Below are 16,749 nucleotides of genomic sequence, written 5' to 3'. Positions count from 1 at the left end.
GCGATTCGGCCCGCTGCCGTGCCTCGGGGCGATGCGACGGTGCGGGGCCGGATGTCGGAACGCGTCCGTGCGGCCGCACCTCGGCGCCTCTGCGCTCCCCCGTGCCGCACGCACCCCGGTACGCGCGGCTGGCACCTGTGGGAGCGCTGCCTAGGCTCGACACGAACGGCGAACTCGGGCATTCCGGAGGCTTGTTGGGGGCATAGGCATCCCACCGGCCGCGCCGACCTGGGGAGGGGCACGTGCTCAGCAGCGCAGACAGCGCAAGGAACGCACAGCGTACGGACGTCGTGGAGACCGTCGACGTCGTGATCGTGGGAGCCGGGATCGCGGGGCTCGCGGCCGCCCACCGGCTGACCGGCGCCGGACTGTCCGTCGCCGTCCTGGAGGCGGAGCCGCGGATCGGGGGCCGGATGGCGACCGACGCCGTCGACGGCTTCCTGCTCGACCGGGTGGGACCGCTGCTCACCCTGTCGCACGAGGAGCTGCGGGCCGTACCGGGGCTCGACGGCCTCGCGCTGCGCCCGTTCGGCCCGGGGGTGCTCGTCCACACCGACGGCCGGTACGCGCGCTGGGGCGCGCCGCACCCGCGGCGGACCGCCGGCGGGCCACGGGGCGGGGGCCACCGGAGCGTGGGGGGAGCGTTCAGCGTGGCGCGCGCCCTCGCGAGCGCCCCCCGTCATCCGACCGCCTCGCTCGACCAGGCGCGGCTCGGCGCGTCCCTCGTCCGGCTCGCCGCGACCCCGACGCAGCGACTGCTGGCCCGCCCCGAGCGGACCGCCCGCGAGGCCCTGACCGCCCGGCTGCCCGCCCGGACCGTCCAGGGCGTCCTGCGGCCCCTGCTCGCGGCGCTTCTCGCCGACCCTGACCTCGGCACGTCGAGCCGCCAGGCGGACCTCGCGCTCCGCGCCTTCGCCCGGGGCAGGCTGTCCGTACCCGAAGGCGGGTCGGCGGCGCTCCCCGAGCGGCTCGCCGCCCTGCTGCCGCCGGGCACGGTCCGGACCGGCGTCCGGGTCACGGAGGCGTCCGTCTCGCGGGTCACGACGGCCGAGCACGGCGTGTTCGGCTGCCGCTCGATGCTCCTCGCGACCGGCGCGCGGTCGGCCGCCGAGCTGCTGCCCGGCCTGCGGACGCCCGCCTTCCACCCGGTCACGGTCCTCCACCACACCGCGCCGGCGGCCCCCACCGGGGACCCGACGCTGCTCCTGGAGTCCGACCCTGGCGGGCCCGTCGCCCACACCGCCGTGATGAGCGCCGTCGACCCGAGCCGCGCCCCGGCCGGCCGGGCCCTCATCACCTCGACGGTGCTCGGCACGCCCCCGGACGACACCGAGCGGCGCGTCCGCAAACACCTCGCCACGCTGTACGGCACGTCGACCGACGAGTGGGAGCTCCTCGCCCTCCGCCACACCCCCGACGCCGTCCCCGCGATGCCGCCTCCGCACGACACCCGCCGCTCCGTCCGCCTCCTCGCCGGCCTCTACGTCTGCGGCGACCACCGCGCCACCGGCACCGTCCACGGCGCCGTCGCCTCCGCCCACCGCGCCGCCGCCGCCGTCCTGGCCGACCTGGGCATCCGCCTCCCCCTGGAGTCCACCGCCGCCGAGGAAGCGGCCTGACCCGCCGCCCCCCGTGGCGGGCGGCTGTTCCGCCGGGGCGGGACGATCGCCCGCGCGGCGGGGCTGCGTCAGCCGATGGCGGCCACGCGGTCCCGGTAGGTGCGGGCGGCGGCGGCGTCGCGGTAGGGCTCCAGGCGGCGCTCGAAGTCGCGGACGTATTCGACGGCGCGGGCGGACCGCATCTCGGAGGCTTGCTGGGCGGCCTCGGCGCCGAGCGCGCAGGCTTGGTCGAGTTCGCCGAGGGCGAGGCGCGAGGTGGCGAGGACGACCCGGCAGAAGAGGCGGCTGCGGGCGAAGCCGGGGGCCCGGAGCTGGAGGGCGCGTTCGGCGTGCTGGGCGGCGGGGCGGTACTGCTGGAGGTCGCGGTGGCAGTGGCCGAGTTCGTCGGCGAGCTGGGCCTCGTCGAACATCCGGGCCCAGTAGGGCACCTCGTCGCCGGGCCGGGCGGCTTCGAGGGCCCGTTCGGCCCGGACGAGGGAGGCGCTGCACGCGCGGGCCTCGCCGAGGACGGCGTGCCCGCGGGCCTCGATGGCGTGCAGCATCGCCTGGACGACGGGCGGCGCGGCGGGGCCGACGCCCTGCTGGGCGACCCGGGCGAGCTGGACGGCCTCGCGGCCGTGGCCGAGGTAGACGGCCTGGCAGCTCATGGTGAGGAGCACGTACGAGCCGTAGGCCCGGTCCCCGGCGGCCTGGGCGAGGCGCAGTGCCTGGACGAAGTACCGCTGGGCGAGGCCGTGGGCGGCGATGTCGTAGGAGGTCCAGCCGGCGAGCCGGGTGAGGTCGGCGGCGGCGGCGAAGAGGCGGCGGCCGACGGACTCCCCGTAGGTGCCGCGCAGCATGGGCTCGGCCTCGTGTTCCAGGTAGCGGACGAGCGCCTGGCGGGCGTGGCCGCCGCCGTAGGCGTGGTCGAGGGTGCGGAAGAGCTCGCCGACGGAGCGCAGGGCGGCGATGTCGCCGCTGGACACCCGCTGGCCGGGCCCCCGGTCCGTACCGCGCTGGCGGGGTACGGAGAAGCGGCCCTGGGGCGGGACCCGGGGGTCGTGCGGGGACGCCCCGGGGACGGAGGGCCGGGACGTGGCGGGGGCGGGCTCGCCGCGTGCGACCCGGTCGTCGGCGCGGCCGATCAGCCAGTCGCGGCTGGGGACGACGAGGCCCGCCGGGGTGAAGGCGATCTTGCGGAGTTCGGCGTGGCTGCCGGAGTCCTTGCGCCACAGGCCGCTGACGATGTCGACGGCCTCCTCGGGGGTGGCGGCGAACTCCAGGCCCGCGTAGACCGGCGCGCAGGCGTCGAGGCCGAGGTCCTGGGCGGAGAGCCGGCGGCCGAGGCGGCGGGTGAAGACCTCGGCGATGAGGGCGGGAGTGGTGCCGCGCGGCTGCTGGCCGCGGAGCCAGCGGGTCACGGAGGTCTTGTCGTACCGCAGATCGAGCCCGTGTTCGAGACCTAGCTGGTCGACCCGTCTGGCGAGACCCGCGTTGGAGAACCCGGCTTCGGCGATGAGCGCGGCGAGCTGGCGGTTCGGGATGCGCTGCGGTGGTCGTTCCGTCATCAGCTGTGCGGTCTCCTGCCTTCCGGGTCCCGGCGGCAGCCCCGTCGGACCCTCATGGAACGGCGTGAATTTAGCGGTCTCCACGGCCCGTACCGCCACCTTCGCCCCACATTCATCCGATCGTGTGAGGATTGACGGCATCGCTGACGTAGGCGCCCCCGGTCACCTGCCGGAGGGGCGTCCCCTTCGCCGCCGTACAGTGGCATGGGCGCGAATGACGCATGGTGCCGCTCCGGCCCGGGATGATCCCCGGCCCCGGTCCCGGCACCCAGGAGGAGGCATGGCCGTGAGTGAGCTGCGATTCGTCCGCCTTGGGTTCGGCGCGGAAGCCGTCGAGTACCAGGTGGCCTGGGACAAGCAGCGCGAGGTGCACGCCGCGCGGTTCGCCGACGAGATCGACGACACCTGTCTGCTCCTGGAGCACCCGCCGGTCTACACCGCCGGCCGGCGCACCGCGGAGAACGAGCGCCCGCTGGACGGGACGCCGGTGGTGGACGTGGACCGCGGCGGCAAGATCACCTGGCACGGCCCCGGCCAGCTCGTCGGCTACCCGATCATGAAGCTGCCCCGCCCGGTGGACGTCGTCGCGCACGTCCGCCGCCTGGAGGACGCCCTGATCCGCACGGCCGCCGAGTTCGGTGTGGCCACCTCGCGGGTCGAGGGGCGCAGCGGGGTGTGGGTCCTCGGCGACCCGGTCGAGCAGCGGCCGTCGCCGGGCGGTCTGTCCCTCGACTTCGACCCGCGACTGCACGACGAGGAGTTCGACCCGCGTCTGAACGGCCCCGAGTACGCCCCGTCCAACGCCGGCCAGCGCCGGGAGGACCGGAAGCTCGCCGCCATCGGCATCCGGGTCGCCAAGGGCGTGACCATGCACGGCTTCGCCCTGAACGTGAACCCGGACAACGCCTGGTTCGACCGGATCATCCCGTGCGGCATCCGCGACGCGGGGGTCACCTCGCTCGCCAACGAACTGGGCCGGGACCTCGTGATCGAGGAGGTGCTCCCGGTCGTGGAGCGCCACCTGCGGGAGGTCCTGGAGCAGGCGGAGCCGAAGCCGCGCGAGATCGACCGCCCGATGGAACCGGCCTCGGCCTGAGGTCGCCCCGAGGGACGTCCTGAGGAATGCAGGGCGCTGGCCAGAGGTTGGCCAGACGTAGTAAGGCATGGGAAGCAACGGCGTACCCTGGTGTGCGCCGAAGAATCGAAGCTACAGGAGCCGATGTGTCCGCAGTCGCCCCCGACGGACGCAAGATGCTGCGCCTGGAGGTCCGGAACGCCCAGACCCCCATCGAGCGCAAGCCCGAGTGGATCAAGACCCGCGCGAAGATGGGTCCGGAGTACACGAAGATGCAGAGCCTCGTGAAGAGCGAGGGCCTGCACACGGTCTGCCAGGAGGCGGGCTGTCCCAACATCTTCGAGTGCTGGGAGGACCGCGAGGCCACCTTCCTCATCGGCGGTGACCAGTGCACCCGGCGCTGCGACTTCTGCCAGATCGACACGGGCAAGCCCGAGGCGCTGGACCGTGACGAGCCGCGCCGCGTGGGCGAGTCGGTCGTCACGATGGACCTGAACTACGCCACCATCACGGGCGTCGCGCGCGACGACCTGGAGGACGGCGGCGCCTGGCTGTACGCGGAGACCGTGCGCCAGATCCACCAGCAGACGGCGGACCGCGCCGACGGCCGGACCAAGGTCGAGCTGCTCGCCCCCGACTTCAACGCGGTGCCGGAGCTCCTGGCGGAGGTCTTCGCCTCCCGCCCCGAGGTCTTCGCGCACAACGTGGAGACGGTGCCGCGGATCTTCAAGCGGATCCGTCCCGGTTTCCGTTACGAGCGTTCGCTGGACGTCATCACGCAGGCGCGCGACTACGGTCTGGTCACGAAGTCGAACCTGATCCTCGGCATGGGCGAGACCCGTGAGGAGATCAGCGAGGCGCTTCAGCAGCTGCACGACGCGGGCTGCGAGCTCATCACCATCACCCAGTACCTGCGCCCCTCCGTCCGGCACCACCCCGTCGAGCGCTGGGTGAAGCCGCAGGAGTTCGTGGAGCTGAAGGAGGAGGCCGACGAGATCGGTTTCTCCGGTGTGATGTCGGGCCCGCTGGTCCGTTCCTCGTACCGCGCGGGCCGTCTGTTCCAGCAGGCGATCGAGAAGCGCGGCGCCGTCGACAACGCCACTCAGGCTGTGTGAATCCGAGCACAAGTAGTTACCGGTCAGTAGTGGCCGGATCCGGTGCGGCCCGTACGGCCCCGCAGTTCAGCGGGGGCGTACGGGCCGCACCGGCGTTTCCCGCCCGCCCGACCCGGCGCACCAACGTTTCATCAGTGTTTGACCACCGGGTCACGCCCTGGTAACACCGATCTGTGAGCCTGGTTTCACTCACCGCCACCACCCGCTCACACCCCCCGCCTCGTCTCACCCGCAATCGAGGGAGGACCCCGACATGCAGGCCGCATCGACGCACGTCCGCGTCACCGCGATCCCGTCCGTCACCGACGCCCTGAAGGCCGTGGAGGCACTGCTCCTCGGCGCAGGACAGCGCACCGCACGGCGCAACGCCTGGAACTCCGTCCTCGAGGACCGCCGCCGCGCCAAGGACCGGGTCGAGGCCCAGCATGTGATGGAGGCCGCGTCGGGCCGGACCTCCCGGGCCACGTAAACTTCAGGACATGGCGAGGAAGGCAAACACGGGCAGCGCTGACGCTGCGAACCAGGGGCGGCTCAAGCAGATCGCCCTCACGTACAAGATGACCCGAAAGGCCGACCCTAAGGTCGGACTTGTCGTCGCAGGCGTGGGCATCGTCGTACTCGGTGCCCTCCTCGCGATCGGCTTCCTGATCGGGCACCCGGTCTACCTGGGCATCCTGGGCTTCGTCCTGGCGCTCCTGGCGGCCGCCATCGTGTTCGGGCGGCGCGCCGAGCGCGCGGCCTTCGCACAGATGGAGGGCCAGCCGGGCGCTGCCGCGGCGGTGCTGCAGAACGTCGGACGCGGCTGGACCACCACCCCCGCGGTCGCGATGAACCGCAGCCAGGACGTCGTGCACCGCGCGGTCGGCCGGGCCGGCATCGTGCTGGTGGCCGAGGGCAACCCGAACCGGGTCAAGACGCTGCTCGCGGCCGAGAAGAAGCGCATGAGCCGCGTCGTGGTGGACGTGCCGGTCACCGACATCATCGTCGGCGACGGCGAGGGACAGGTGCCGCTGAAGAAGGTCCGTACGACCATGCTCAAGCTGCCTCGGGTGCTCAGTGGCCCGCAGGTGACCGCGGCCAACGACCGGCTGCGGGCGATGGGCGACCTCATGAGCAACATGCCGCTGCCCAAGGGTCCGATGCCGAAGGGCATGCGGATGCCGCGCGGCGGGAAGATGCGCTGACCCGACGAAACCGACGAGCAAGGCCCCGGACCAATCGGTCCGGGGCCTTGCTCGTGCACGGGGACGGGGTGGGCTCAGATCCGGACCTGGACGGCGCCGGAGAGGCGGTCGTGGAGGCCGCGGCCGTCGCGGTCCCAGATGAGGGCCGGGAGGGCGAGGCAGACGAGCACGGAGCGCACCGCCACCCGCCCGAGGCCCAGCCGGCCGCCGTTCACGGAGACGACCCGCAGGCCGAAGAGGCGCTTGCCGGGCGTCGAGCCGACGGTGCCGACCGTCAGCACGCTCAGGACGAGGAGGATGCCGAGGGCCCAGTTGCCCGTCGCCTGGTCATAGCCGTCGGTGACGAGGCCGTATGCGATCAGCATGCAGAGGGCCCAGTCCACGGCGAGCGCGCCGAGCCGCCGTCCGGGGCGGGCGATCGAACCGGGGCCCTCCTCGGGCAGCCCCAGCTGCTCGCCGCGGTAACCGAAGTCGACGCCTGCGTCCTCGGCCGCCGCGCGGGGGCCGGAGAGCCAAGATCCGAGTGCTTGCCTGTTGTCCACCCGACCACGGTACTGTGCCCGTTTTTGATCAGTTCGGCCCGGGTGGGAGTACGTCGTCGGGGCGGGCTCGGCGCGCGCGATCGCACCCACCCCGGTTAACTTCGACGAAACAATTGGGTCACGCTTGAGAAATCCCGTCTGCCTATGGTCGGGTCCAGCGTGTGCCACCGCACTGGCCGCACGACCGAGCTGCAACCCCGCCCCTCCCCGGGCCGGGAGTAGGAGGAGTTGGATGTCCGAGAAGCACGGGTTCCAGAACGCCGACGAGGTCCAGAAGTTCATCAAGGACAACGACGTCAAGATGGTCGACGTCCGTTTCTGCGACCTCCCGGGCGTGATGCAGCACTTCACGATCCCGGCGACGGCCTTCGACCCGGCGGAGGAGCTCGCCTTCGACGGCTCGTCGATCCGCGGCTTCCAGGCGATCCACGAGTCCGACATGGCGCTCCGCGCCGACCTGTCGACGGCGCGCGTGGACCCCTTCCGTCGCGACAAGACGCTGAACATCAACTTCTTCATCCACGACCCGATCACGGGCGAGCAGTACAGCCGTGACCCGCGCAACATCGCGAAGAAGGCCGAGGCGTACCTCGCCTCCACCGGCATCGCCGACACCGCGTACTTCGGCCCCGAGGCGGAGTTCTACGTCTTCGACTCGGTCCGCTTCGAGACCTCGGCGAACCAGGGCTTCTACCACATCGACTCCGAGGCCGGCGCCTGGAACACCGGTTCGGAGGAGAACAACCGCGGCTACAAGGTCCGCTACAAGGGCGGCTACTTCCCGGCCCCGCCGGTCGACCACTTCGCCGACCTGCGCTCCGAGATCTCCCTGGAGCTGGAGAACGTCGGCCTCCAGGTCGAGCGCCAGCACCACGAGGTCGGCACCGCCGGCCAGGCCGAGATCAACTACAAGTTCAACACGCTGCTCGCCGCGGCCGACGACCTGATGCTCTTCAAGTACATCGTGAAGAACGTCGCCTGGCGCAACAACAAGACCGCGACCTTCATGCCGAAGCCGATCTTCGGCGACAACGGCTCGGGCATGCACGTCCACCAGTCGCTGTGGACCGGCGGCCAGCCGCTGTTCTACGACGAGACCGGCTACGCGGGCCTCTCGGACACCGCCCGCTACTACATCGGCGGCATCCTCAAGCACGCCCCGTCGCTGCTCGCCTTCACCAACCCGACGGTGAACTCGTACCACCGCCTGGTCCCGGGCTTCGAGGCCCCGGTCAACATGGTGTACTCGCAGCGCAACCGCTCCGCCGCCATGCGCATCCCGATCACGGGCTCGAACCCGAAGGCCAAGCGCGTCGAGTTCCGCGCGCCGGACCCGTCCTCGAACCCGTACCTCGCCTTCTCCGCCCTGCTCCTCGCGGGCCTCGACGGCATCAAGAACAAGATCGAGCCGGCCGAGCCGATCGACAAGGACCTGTACGAGCTCGCTCCCGAGGAGCACGCCAACGTCCAGCAGGTCCCGACCAACCTCGAAGCCGTCCTCCACGCCCTCGAGGACGACAACGAGTACCTCCAGGCCGGCGGCGTCTTCACCTCCGACCTCATCGAGACCTGGATCGACTACAAGCGCACCCACGAGATCGCCCCGATCCAGCTGCGCCCCCACCCCCACGAGTTCGAGCTCTACTTCGACCTCTAGGAACCACGCCGAAGGGCCCCGTCACTCTCCACGGAGAGCGGCGGGGCCCTTCGGTCATGGAGGCCCGGAGAGCCGGACGCGACCGCGGGTCAGCGGCCGTAGCGGATCAGGGCGCGGACCATGCGGCAGGTGGTGTCGGAGGGCGGGTGGATCCCGAGGGACTCGGCGGTGGTGCGTATCGTCGTGTTGGTGGCCTTCGACGGGAGGTAGACGCCCGCGTCGAGGAGGGCGATGGCGAGGCGCATGGCCTTGAGTCGGCGGTTGTGCGTCACGTACCACTCGCGGGGGCGGCCCGCGGGAAGGGGCTTCCTCTGGAGGGGCTTCCAGGGTTCGATGGACGGCGTCCGGATCACGGCGAGAGCCATGGGCAACCTCCTGGCGAACGGTGGGATGGGGGCCCTCCCCGGGACCCTCACCTTCACCCCCTATTTTAGTGCCCCCCACTGACAATCGCCCCTGGCCAGATGGGGTTTAGGGGGTGGTGGAGGGATGCCTGGGGGGTACCGTGTGGGGCATGGAGATCTGGATCAATCCCGCCTGTTCCAAGTGCCGCAGCGCCCTCACCCTGCTCGACGCCGAGGGCGCCGACTACACCGTGCGGCGCTACCTGGAGGACGTGCCGTCGCCCGACGAGATCCGGCGGGTGCTCGACCGCCTCGGCCTCGAACCGTGGGACATCACCCGGACCCAGGAGGCCGTCGCCAAGGACCTCGGGCTGAAGGACTGGCCCCGGGACGCGGAGAACCGCGACCGGTGGATCGAGGCGCTCGCCGGCCACCCCAAGCTCATCCAGCGGCCGATCATCACCGCCGAGGACGGCACGGCCGTCGTGGCCCGTTCCGAGGAAGCGGTGCGCGACGCGCTCTCCCGCTGAGCCGGGCGGGCGAACCACGGCGTACGAGCGGCGTACGCGACGTACGAGCCCCGGCGTGGGGCGGGAAATCGTGAGCGGAGGCACCGGACCACGGGGCCCGGCGACGGGCGGGGAAGGGTGAGCAGCGTGGAGGGCTCGGCGGGCGGGCTCGGGATCGATCTGCATCTGGAGCAGGCGGCGGGCGGCAGCCGGCGGACGGCGCTCATCGCGGCGCTGCGCGAGGCGGTCCGCGGCGGGCGGCTGGCGCCGGGGACCCGGCTGCCGCCGTACCGCTCGCTCGCCGCCGATCTGGGGATCGCCCGCAACACGGTCGCCGACGCGTACGCCGAGCTGGTCGCCGAGGGATGGCTCACCGCCCGCCAGGGGTCGGGGACCCGCGTGGCCGACCGGGTCGCCGCGCCCGCACCGGGACCCGTGCGGCCGGTCGCGCCGCCGGCGCCGCCGTACGACCTCGTGCAGGGCAAGCCGGACCCCGGCGCCTTCCCGCGCGGGGCCTGGCTCGCGGCGGCCCGGCGGGCGCTGACGACCGCGCCGCACGAGGCGTTCGGCATCGGCGACCCGCGCGGCCGGATCGAACTGCGCCTGGCGCTCTCCGCGTACCTCGCCCGGGTGCGGGGCGTGCGGACCGGCCCCGACCGGATCGTCGTCTGCTCGGGCGCCGCGCACGCCCTGCGGCTGCTGGCCCGGGTCGTCGGCGCGACAGGGCCGTGGGCGGTCGAGGCGTACGGGCTGCCGTTCCACCGGGGCCTCCTCGCCGAGGCCGGGGTCGGCACCGTCCCGGTGCCGGTCGACGAGGACGGGGCACGGGTCGCCGAGATCCCGGCCGGGGCGGGCGCGGTGCTGCTCACCCCCGCCCACCAGTTCCCCACCGGCGGGCCGCTGCATCCGGAGCGGCGGGCCGGCGTCCTGGAGTGGGCCCGCCGGTCCGGCGGGCTCGTGGTGGAGGACGACTACGACGGGGAGTTCCGCTACGACCGGCGGCCGGTGGGCGCCGTGCAGGGCCTCGACCCCGAGCGGACCGTCCTGGTCGGCTCCGTCAGCAAGAGCCTCTCCCCCGCGCTGCGGATCGGCTGGATGTGCCTGCCCGCGGGGCTCGTGGACGAGGTGGTCGCCGCGAAGGGGGAACGCGAACCGTACTCCTCGGCCACGGAGCAGCTCACCCTCGCCGACTTCCTCGTCTCCGGCGGCTACGACCGGCACGTCCGGCGCATGCGCCAGCGGCACCGGGGCCGCCGCGACCGGCTGACCGCCGTGCTCGCCGAGCGGGTGCCGGAGGTACGGGTGACGGGCATCGCCGCCGGGCTGCACGCGGTCCTCGAACTGCCCTCCGGCACCGAGCCGGCCGCCCTCGCCGCGGCGGCCCGGCACGGGGTCGCCGTGGAGGGCCTGGCCTCCTACCGCCACCCCGGCGCCGGGGGCCCGGGCCACCCGGACGGCCTGGTCGTCGGCTACGCCACGCCGCCGGAACGGCTGTACGGGGCCGCGCTCGACGCCCTGTGCGACGCGCTCGCCGAAAGCCTCAGAGGTGGCCGCCCGGCTCCTTCTCCGGCGGCTCCTGCGCAGGTGGTTCCTTCGGCGACGGTTCCTTCTCGGGCGGCTCCTTCGCCGGCTCCCGCGCCGTCCGCTCCAGCCTCTTCGCCATGACCAGCACCTCGCCCGCGCGGCCGTCCGCCGTGTAGCCGAGGCGCTCGTACAGCGCGATGGCGGGGGCGTTGGCCGTCAGCACGGAGAGGCGGAGGGTGCCCGCGCCCGTGCCGTGGGCCCAGGTCTCGACGGACGCGATCAGGCGGGCGGCGAGACCGCGGCCCCGGGCGTCCCTCGCGACCCAGACGGACCGCAGTTCGGGCCCGCCACCGGGCGCGACGAGGCCGGCCGCGAGGCCGACGGGCCGGGTGCCGACGACCGCCAGGACGCCGTACGCGGCCGGGTCGTCGAACCGGGCCCGCCACCGCGCCTCGCCACCCCGGTCCCAGTCCGCGAGCCGGGACACGAACGCCTCGGGCGAGCCGGCGAGCGAGGCGATCCGGGCCGCCCGCCACAGGGGCCAGTCGGCGGGGGTGACGGCCCGGATGTCCGGCCTCACGGCGTCGTCAGCCGCGGGCGGCACGGCGCTCCGCCTCCGTCAGGATCTCCGTGAGGCGCAGGCCGAAGCGGGCGTCGCACGGATGGGGTTCGCCGGTGCGGGCCGCGGTGACGAGGGCGTCGACGGCGGCGGCGAAGGCTCCCACCGCGCCGTCCCACGAGGGCAGCTCGGCGCGGCCCGCGGTGCCGTGCAGGGTGAGCGCCGCCTCCGCCGCCTCCGGCGGGGCGCCGAGGGTGAGGGTGGCCGTGCTGCTCGCGCCCGACGCGTGCCGCAGGACCAGGTGGTGGGTGTCGCCGGGGCCGGGCGCGGCCGTGATCTCCGTGACGTCGCCGAGGACCGGCAGGTAGACCGAGAGGACGTGCGGGCCGACGTCCCAGAGGCCGCCCTTCTCCCGCCGCCAGGGGGAGGCCGCGTACACGCTCGTGGAGCCGGGGCCGTAGAGCGATCCCAGCCAGTGCGCCTCGCCGAGGAACCAGCCGCCCGCCGCCGCCTGCTCCTCGATCCAGCGGGCCGTCGGCTCCGCGAACCTCAGGGTGCAGAAGACCACGGAGGCGACCCCGGCCGCCTCGACCGCCTCGGTCACCGCGCGGGCGCCGGCGACCGTCGTGGCGACCGGCTTGTCCAGGAGCACGTGGCAGCCCGCCTCCGCGGCCCGCACCGCCAGGGGCGCCTGGACGTCCGGCGGGAGCGCCAGGGCGACGGCGTCGCTCGCCGCGAGGAGGGCGTCCACGTCGTCGTACGCGCGCGTGCCCGACGCGGCGGCGAGCGCGGCCGCCGCCTCGGGGCGTCTCCCCCACACCCCGCTGAACTCGACGCCCTCGTGCCCGACCAGCGCGGGCGCGTGTGTACGGGCGGCCCAGGGGCCGGTGCCGAGGAGACCGATACGGGGCTTCGCGCCCAGCTGCTTCGCCATGGGGCCAGTCTGCCGGGTGCCGCCGACAACCGGCCCGGCCGAGCCCGCCCGCTGGCCCGCGATCGAACCGGCCCAGCCCACGGCAACCGGCCGCCATCGCCATCGCCATCGCCTTCTCCGGAGAACGAAATGCGCTGGCGGGTCTCCCCCACCCCGGTGTTAGCGTTCTGTCGCCGGCCGCGGGACTCCGGTGCGACTTCCGGAACCTGCCTCTGAAGCAACGTCTTCGCTGTTCGCGCCCTCATTCCCCGGCCGGCGCCCACGGGAAGGGGAGGACCGTGTCCGAGCTGGTCGCCGCCGAGGACGTGCTCCTCTTCGTGAACGCCGCCGTGACCGCCACCGGGCAGCGGGAGTTCCGGGCCTCCGCCGCCGAGCAGCGGTTCTCGCTCGACTTCGTCCACGAGTACGTACGGGTCAACTACCGGCCCGTGTACGCGGCCGCCCTCGCCCTCGACGTCAACCACCACAACGCGGCGCTGATCGTCGAACGGCTGCTGTGCACGGCGGACGAGGCGGGCGGGCCGGCGGAGAAGCGGGCCGAGGGCCGGCTGATCGCCGCGCGGCTCGCGCTCCTGCCGCCGCAGCGGGTGTACCGGCTGTTCCGCGCGCTGCGGGCCGCCGGGGTCAACAACCGGCGCACGCGCGCGATCGTGCGCGGGTGGCTGGAGGCCCGCCCCGATCCGGCGCTGGACGCGGTGAAGTACCGGACGGGTCTGAAGGCGGCGGTGCGGCACGTCCACAGCCGGCCGGCCGACCCCGAGACCGGTGACTTCCTCTTCGCGCCGGGACGCCGGGTCCGGTACGCGAACCCCACCCTCGACGCCCACCGCCGGGCGCGCTACGAGCAGTCCGCGCTGTACGAGCTGCCGTTCACGGTCGCCGAGGGGTTCGCCGCGAAGCACGGCGTGCCCCGCGCGGTGTTCCTGGAGCGGATCGCGCCCCGGATGACCCGCCTCGAACAGCTGCGGACGGAGCGGGCGGCGGGCGCGGGGGCCGATCTGTCCCGGATGCCGCTGACCCGGCTCGCGCTGTACGTCCTCGCGCTCCCGATCGGCGAGCGGGTGGAGCGGCGGGCCGAGCTCACGGGGGCGCTGCGGGCCTCGGCGCGGCGTGCGGCGGGGCCGTACGCGGGGAGCTGGGGGCGGGTGACGGCCGTGCTCGACGACAGTTTCTCCTCGTCCGGTTCGGCGGTGAAGCGGCGCCGTCCGCTGGCGGTCGCGCTGGGCTGCAACTTCCTCCTGGAGGCGCTCGCGGCGCCGGGGGCGTACACGGCGCTCTGGACCTCGGGCGGGGACGATCCGCTGCTGGTCCGGCCGTACGGGCCGACGCCGCTCGGGACGCGGATCCTGGACGCCCTGGAGACGGGTCCCGAGCGGCTGGTGATCGTCTCGGACGGCTGGGACAACGCGCCGCCGGGGCTGGCGGGCGAGGTGCTGCGGGTGTGGCGCACACGGCTCGATCCGGACCGGCGGACGAGCGCGGTCCACCTCAACCCCGTATACGACGCCGAGGGATTCGACGTGCGCCGGCTCGCGCCGAGCGTACCGACGGCCGGGATCCGGGACGCGGAGGATCTGGCGGCGCTGGTGGAGCTCGCGCAGTTCGCGGAGGGGCGGACGGGGTTCGCCGAGCTGCGGGCCTATCTGGACCGGCGGGTGGAGCTCTTCCTGAAGGGGGCCGGGGCATGACGCGGATCGATCCGACCGGTCTGGACACGCGTCCGGCGCAGGTGTGGGGCGGGGTACGGCTCGTGCCGCTGGTGCGGTCCGAGCCGGTGGCCGGCCTGCGGCTGCACCGGGAGGTGTACGGGGGGTACGGCCCGGCGACCGTGGACCTCGACGACCGGACGGTCTACACCTCGTACGTCCCGCACGGCTTCGTCGCCGACTGGACGGGGACGGGGGCCGAGCAGGCCGCGTACGGGACGCGGCTCGGCGACGAGGGGGCGCCGCCGGGCGTGCCCGTGCGCCGGCTGCACCGGATGGCCAAGCGGCGCCAGGGCGAGCGGCGGATGCGGTTCCTGCCGCTGCACCTCGCGCTGGAGGGGTATCTCGCCCTGCACTTCGGCGGGCCGCCGGTGGTCTGGGACGACTGGTCGCGGGAGGCGCTGCGTCGGGGTCTGTCGCCGCGTGCCGAGGCGGCGTACGCGGGGTGGGCGGTGCCGGGGCTCGCGGAGGCGCTGCGGATCTTCGAGCTCCACCCGGGGCAGTGCGGGATGCTGCTGTACGTGGCGGACGCGCTGGCCGCGGCGTTCGTGGTGCCGCACCCCGACGACTACCGCCGACTGCATCCGACGCTGGTGGAGGACCTGTACGGGGAGCTGGTCCACCAGTACGCGTACTACGGCGCGTCGGTGCCGGAGTTCACGGCGCGGATCCGGGACGGGGCCGGCGGCATCCGTACGCTCGCGGACCTGCGGGCGGCGGCGCGGGAGCAGGAGCGGGCCTGGACCGCGGCGCACGACGGGCTGATGGCGCGGGACCTCCTGGAGACGCCGTACGCCTTCTCGCGCGTGCAGCGGATGGGGTCCTTCGCCCTGTACCGGTTCCTGCCGCCGTTCCTGCGCGGCGGGCAGGAGCAGCACATCGGCGAGCTGATCACCGACCACAAGGGGCGGACGGCGTACCTGAAGACGTTCCGGCTGTCGGAGAACCAGATCCGCAAGGGACACCTGCTGCGGCAGCTCGCCGCGCACGACTGGCACCTGGGGCGGACGGCGGAGGCGCTGGGCACCTCGTACGAGGAGGTCGTGCGCCGGATCCGGTCGGCGGGGCTCGGCGGGCTGCTCGACGCGCACGTGGTCGCACAGCGCGTACGCGAAAATCAGGAAAGCTGAGTAACACGGGGTTCACAAACGGGCAACCGACGGGAAATCCCGTGTTGCGAAGCTGCGGTCGAACACAAACAGCGCAGACAGCGCAGAGACCGCAGCTTCTCGCAGTGCCGCGAGCCGCAGCGGAACCCCGCAGCAGCACGCCAAAGGATGAGACCCGTGACCTTCAAGGCTGAGTACATCTGGATCGACGGCACCGCGCCGACCGCGAAGCTTCGTTCCAAGACGAAGATCATCGCCGGCGAGAGCCTCGCGCTCGACGAGCTGCCGATCTGGGGCTTCGACGGTTCCAGCACGAACCAGGCCAAGGGCCACGCCTCGGACCGCGTCCTCAAGCCGGTCTTCGTCTGCCCGGACCCGATCCGCGGCGGCAACGACATCCTGGTCCTGTGCGAGGTCCTCAACACGGACATGACGCCGCACGAGTCCAACACCCGTGCCGCGCTCGCCGAGGTCGCCGCGACGTACGGCGCCCAGGAGCCGATCTTCGGCATCGAGCAGGAGTACACCTTCTTCGAGGGCACCCGCCCGCTCGGTTTCCCGGTCAACGGCTTCCCGGCCCCGCAGGGCGGCTACTACTGCGGCGTCGGCGTGGACGAGATCCACGGCCGCCCGGTCGTCGAGGCGCACCTGGAGAACTGCCTCACGGCGGGCCTGGGCATCTCCGGCATCAACGCCGAGGTCATGCCCGGCCAGTGGGAGTTCCAGGTCGGCCCGCTGGCGCCGCTCGAGGTCTCCGACCAGCTGTGGGTGGCCCGCTGGCTGCTGTACCGCACGGCCGAGGACTTCAACATCTCCGCGACGCTCGACCCGAAGCCGGTGAAGGGCGACTGGAACGGCGCGGGCGCGCACACCAACTTCTCCACCAAGGCGATGCGCGAGGGCTACGACGCCATCATCACCGCCTGCGAGTCCCTCGGCGAGGGCTCCAAGCCGCTCGACCACGTCAAGAACTACGGCGCGGGCATCGACGAGCGCCTCACCGGTCTCCACGAGACCGCCCCGTGGGACGAGTACTCCTACGGCGTCTCGGACCGCGGCGCCTCGGTCCGCATCCCGTGGCAGGTCGAGCAGGACCAGAAGGGCTACATCGAGGACCGTCGCCCGAACGCGAACGTCGACCCGTACGTCGTGACCCGCCTCATCGTGGACACCTGCTGCGAGGCCCTCGCCAAGGCCGGCCAGGTCTGATCCACCTCTGATCCCCGCACTCCGGAAGGGGCGCCCACCGTTCACACGGTGGGCGCCCCTTCCGTCATGTGGGACGGATGACACGGGGTTTGGCCGACGAAAGGCTCGTCGGGGGC

The 16,749-nt window shown here is 73.4% G+C and carries 15 protein-coding genes and 1 pseudogene; 11 read left to right on the top strand and 5 right to left on the bottom strand.

Annotated elements, in window-relative coordinates:
- Positions 1–242 precede the first annotated feature (242 nt).
- The gene (locus tag ACFVZH_RS03325; protein WP_384892405.1) at positions 243–1,619 is read left to right on the top strand and encodes an NAD(P)/FAD-dependent oxidoreductase; all 1,377 of its coding nucleotides are present in this window, start codon (positions 243–245) and stop codon (positions 1,617–1,619) included.
- Positions 1,620–1,687: 68 nt separating this feature from the next.
- On the opposite strand, the gene ACFVZH_RS03320 is transcribed toward ACFVZH_RS03325, so the two are convergent.
- Complete coding sequence (locus tag ACFVZH_RS03320; protein ID WP_384892402.1) at positions 1,688–3,166, bottom strand: regulator; 1,479 nt, start codon at positions 3,164–3,166, stop codon at positions 1,688–1,690.
- 286 nt (positions 3,167–3,452) lie between these two features.
- On the opposite strand from ACFVZH_RS03320, the gene lipB reads away from it, so the two are divergent.
- From lipB to ACFVZH_RS03300, 4 genes are all read left to right on the top strand, one after another.
- The gene (lipB, locus tag ACFVZH_RS03315) at positions 3,453–4,262 is read left to right on the top strand and encodes a lipoyl(octanoyl) transferase LipB (RefSeq protein ID WP_384892399.1); all 810 of its coding nucleotides are present in this window, start codon (positions 3,453–3,455) and stop codon (positions 4,260–4,262) included.
- A gap of 125 nt (positions 4,263–4,387) precedes the next feature.
- Positions 4,388–5,356: a lipoyl synthase gene (gene lipA, locus ACFVZH_RS03310; protein WP_384892396.1), complete on the top strand. Its 969-nt coding sequence runs from the start codon at positions 4,388–4,390 to the stop codon at positions 5,354–5,356.
- 253 nt (positions 5,357–5,609) lie between these two features.
- Positions 5,610–5,825 carry a hypothetical protein gene (locus ACFVZH_RS03305; RefSeq protein WP_384892393.1) on the top strand — a complete coding sequence of 72 codons (216 nt, stop codon included), beginning with the start codon at positions 5,610–5,612 and terminating at the stop codon, positions 5,823–5,825.
- Between the two features lie 10 nt (positions 5,826–5,835).
- Positions 5,836–6,540, top strand: a complete 705-nt coding sequence (locus ACFVZH_RS03300) for a DUF4191 domain-containing protein (RefSeq protein ID WP_384892390.1) — start codon at positions 5,836–5,838, stop codon at positions 6,538–6,540.
- Between the two features lie 74 nt (positions 6,541–6,614).
- Here the strand turns inward: ACFVZH_RS03300 and ACFVZH_RS03295 are convergent, their stop codons facing one another.
- Entirely contained in the window at positions 6,615–7,082 is a 468-nt protein-coding gene (locus ACFVZH_RS03295; RefSeq protein WP_384892387.1) for an RDD family protein, read from the bottom strand.
- Between the two features lie 232 nt (positions 7,083–7,314).
- Between ACFVZH_RS03295 and glnA the strand changes: the two genes are divergently transcribed.
- A complete protein-coding gene (gene glnA / locus ACFVZH_RS03290) occupies positions 7,315–8,739 on the top strand; it encodes a type I glutamate--ammonia ligase (protein WP_384892384.1) in 1,425 nt (474 codons plus the stop codon).
- 89 nt (positions 8,740–8,828) lie between these two features.
- Here glnA and ACFVZH_RS03285 read toward each other — a convergent pair whose 3' ends face one another.
- Positions 8,829–9,104, bottom strand: coding sequence for a hypothetical protein (locus tag ACFVZH_RS03285; protein ID WP_384892381.1), 276 nt, complete (start codon positions 9,102–9,104; stop codon positions 8,829–8,831).
- Between the two features lie 149 nt (positions 9,105–9,253).
- Here ACFVZH_RS03285 and ACFVZH_RS03280 point away from each other — a divergent pair, with 149 nt between their 5' ends.
- On the top strand, positions 9,254–9,613 hold the full coding sequence (locus ACFVZH_RS03280; RefSeq protein ID WP_384892378.1) for an arsenate reductase family protein: 360 nt from the start codon (positions 9,254–9,256) through the stop codon (positions 9,611–9,613).
- 117 nt (positions 9,614–9,730) lie between these two features.
- A complete protein-coding gene (locus ACFVZH_RS03275; protein ID WP_384892375.1) occupies positions 9,731–11,257 on the top strand; it encodes a PLP-dependent aminotransferase family protein in 1,527 nt (508 codons plus the stop codon).
- Positions 11,258–11,282: 25 nt separating this feature from the next.
- On the opposite strand, the pseudogene ACFVZH_RS03270 reads toward ACFVZH_RS03275, so the two are convergent.
- Positions 11,283–11,696, bottom strand: a pseudogene (locus ACFVZH_RS03270) (GNAT family N-acetyltransferase); the annotation flags it as partial.
- A gap of 7 nt (positions 11,697–11,703) precedes the next feature.
- Complete coding sequence (locus ACFVZH_RS03265; protein ID WP_384892373.1) at positions 11,704–12,609, bottom strand: Gfo/Idh/MocA family protein; 906 nt, start codon at positions 12,607–12,609, stop codon at positions 11,704–11,706.
- Positions 12,610–12,887: 278 nt separating this feature from the next.
- Here ACFVZH_RS03265 and ACFVZH_RS03260 point away from each other — a divergent pair, with 278 nt between their 5' ends.
- From ACFVZH_RS03260 to glnII, 3 genes are all read left to right on the top strand, one after another.
- Entirely contained in the window at positions 12,888–14,297 is a 1,410-nt protein-coding gene (locus ACFVZH_RS03260) for a hypothetical protein (RefSeq protein WP_384892370.1), read from the top strand.
- The gene (locus ACFVZH_RS03255) at positions 14,294–15,445 is read left to right on the top strand and encodes a hypothetical protein (protein ID WP_384892367.1); all 1,152 of its coding nucleotides are present in this window, start codon (positions 14,294–14,296) and stop codon (positions 15,443–15,445) included. The genes ACFVZH_RS03260 and ACFVZH_RS03255 overlap by 4 nt, the downstream gene beginning before the upstream one ends.
- A gap of 156 nt (positions 15,446–15,601) precedes the next feature.
- On the top strand, positions 15,602–16,633 hold the full coding sequence (gene glnII, locus ACFVZH_RS03250; protein ID WP_384892364.1) for a glutamine synthetase: 1,032 nt from the start codon (positions 15,602–15,604) through the stop codon (positions 16,631–16,633).
- The last annotated feature ends 116 nt before the right edge of the window (positions 16,634–16,749 follow it).

Origin of the sequence: Streptomyces sp. NPDC059534 (genome assembly GCF_042743475.1) — a bacterium.
Taxonomy (GTDB): Bacteria; Actinomycetota; Actinomycetes; order Streptomycetales; family Streptomycetaceae; genus Streptomyces.
Note: the sequence above shows the minus strand (reverse complement) of the source record. Positions and strands in the feature narration are given on the sequence as shown.

What these genes read in the sequence shown, in the direction of transcription:
- ACFVZH_RS03320 (WP_384892402.1), bottom strand. Translation starts at nt 3,166, where the DNA reads ATGACGGAACGACCACCGCAGCGCATCCCGAACCGCCAGCTCGCCGCG.
- ACFVZH_RS03305 (WP_384892393.1), top strand. Translation starts at nt 5,610, where the DNA reads ATGCAGGCCGCATCGACGCACGTCCGCGTCACCGCGATCCCGTCCGTC.
- ACFVZH_RS03300 (WP_384892390.1), top strand. Translation starts at nt 5,836, where the DNA reads ATGGCGAGGAAGGCAAACACGGGCAGCGCTGACGCTGCGAACCAGGGG.
- glnA (WP_384892384.1), top strand. Translation starts at nt 7,315, where the DNA reads ATGTCCGAGAAGCACGGGTTCCAGAACGCCGACGAGGTCCAGAAGTTC.
- ACFVZH_RS03285 (WP_384892381.1), bottom strand. Translation starts at nt 9,104, where the DNA reads ATGGCTCTCGCCGTGATCCGGACGCCGTCCATCGAACCCTGGAAGCCC.
- ACFVZH_RS03280 (WP_384892378.1), top strand. Translation starts at nt 9,254, where the DNA reads ATGGAGATCTGGATCAATCCCGCCTGTTCCAAGTGCCGCAGCGCCCTC.
- ACFVZH_RS03265 (WP_384892373.1), bottom strand. Translation starts at nt 12,609, where the DNA reads ATGGCGAAGCAGCTGGGCGCGAAGCCCCGTATCGGTCTCCTCGGCACC.
- ACFVZH_RS03255 (WP_384892367.1), top strand. Translation starts at nt 14,294, where the DNA reads ATGACGCGGATCGATCCGACCGGTCTGGACACGCGTCCGGCGCAGGTG.